Raw genomic sequence first — 1,878 nt, forward strand, 5'->3', positions numbered from 1 at the left:
AGTTACAAGCAGAGTTACAAGCAGAGTTACAAGCACGACACAAGCAATACGAATACTACCGCAATAAGCTTTTAAGCAAAGAAGAGCTAGAGAAAAGAGCAAGGAAGCATTATGATGCTTGCCAAACTAAATCTTCATTTTGTTATTCTACCCCTTCCCCTTGTCATTCCAAATCCCCCATTTGTCATTCTGAGCGTAGCGAAGAATCTCTTAAGGATTCTAATAGAGATGTTTCGCTTGCTATGCAAGCTCAACATGACAAAGAGGGAACTTGCCATTCTGAATCCTCTTGTCATTCTGAGCGAAGCGAAGAATCTCACAATATAGAATCTCAACAAAACACCATAACCCTAACCCAAAATCAAATAGCATTTTCAAAATATCCCGCTTTTACTTATATCTTAGCCAACAAAAACAACACAACCCTTTATATAGGTGTTACAAGCAATTTACAAAAGCGCATTTATGAGCATAAAAATCATTTGATAGAGGGCTTTAGCGATAAGTATAATTGTGAAAAGCTTGTATATTTTGAAAGTTTTGAAAACATTAATCAAGCCATTGAGAGAGAAAAATACCTCAAAGGTAAAAAACGAAATTTTAAAGAAAATCTTATAAATTCAATCAATCCTAAATGGCTTGATTTATATGATTATTTGTTTCTTTGTCAAACTGAATCTTCTTGTCATTCTGAGCGTAGTGAAGAATCTCATTTAATGGATTCTAAAGTAAGAGATATTTCGGTCGCTTCGCTCCCTCAACATGACAATTTATCTTGTCATTCTGAGCATTGCGAAGAATCTCTTAAGGATTCTAATAGAGATGTTTCGCTTGCTATGCAAGCTCAACATGACAAAAAAATAAATTGTCATTCTGAGGGCTTTATGCCCGAAGAATCTCATTCAAGTTGTCATTCTGAGGCTTTAGCCGAAGAATCCCAAAATATAGATTCTAAGAGATATTTCGCTAACGCTCAACATGACAAAGGAGAAGATTGTCATTCTGAGCGAAGCGAAGAATCTAAAAATATAAAATCTCAAAACACAGAATCCCAACCCCCCGAGCTTGTCAAAATGGTAAGCTTAGGGGAAGTGTGCGAAAAGGTTTTTGCTGGTGGTACTCCTAAAACAAATATAAAAGAGTATTGGGAAAATGGTACAATCCCTTGGATGAGTTCTGGAGAAGTTGATAAAAATATAATATTTGATACGAATCAAAAAATTACTCAATTGGGTTACAACAAAAGTAGTACGAAAATGATACCGTCGCATTCTGTGGTAATTGCATTGGCTGGACAAGGTAAAACAAGAGGAAATGTTGCTCGAACTAGAATTCCATTATGTACCAATCAATCTTTATGTGGAATTGTTCCAAATGAAAACTTGAATAGTGATTTTTTGTATTTCTATTTAAAAAATAATTACCATAATTTAAGACAAATATCAGCAGGAGATGGAACGCGAGGGGGGTTGAATTTGTCAATGATTAAAAACTTCCAAATCCCCCTTCCACCCTTAAGTGTGCAAAGCGAAATTGTAGAGATTTTAGATAAGTTTGATACCTTAGTCAATGATTTAAGCATGGGAATCCCAGCCGAGATAGAGGCGAGGAGAAAGCAATATGAGTATTACAGAGAAAAGCTTCTAAGCTTTAAGGAAAAGATAAATGTGTAATAATTCCCCTCTTGTCATTCTGAAGGAGCGAATGCGACTGAAGAATCTCTTAGCTTAGTATCTCTTAATTCTAAAGAGATATTTCGGCTTCGCCTCAATATGACAAAAAAATAAATTGCCATTCTGAATCCTCTCCTTGTCATTCTGAATCCTCCTCTTGTTATTCTGTCCCCATTTGTCATTCTGAGGCTTTAGCCGAAGAATC

Annotated in this window: 1 protein-coding gene; it reads left to right on the forward strand. The window is 35.6% G+C overall.

Annotated elements, in window-relative coordinates; translation table 11 throughout:
- On the forward strand, positions 1–1,673 hold a 1,673-nt coding region (locus CQA66_RS09040), incomplete at its 5' end, for a restriction endonuclease subunit S (RefSeq protein ID WP_181882266.1).
- Positions 1,674–1,878: the final 205 nt, after the last annotated feature.

The organism is Helicobacter aurati (assembly GCF_003364265.1).
GTDB classification, from domain to species: Bacteria; Campylobacterota; Campylobacteria; order Campylobacterales; family Helicobacteraceae; genus Helicobacter_A; species Helicobacter_A aurati.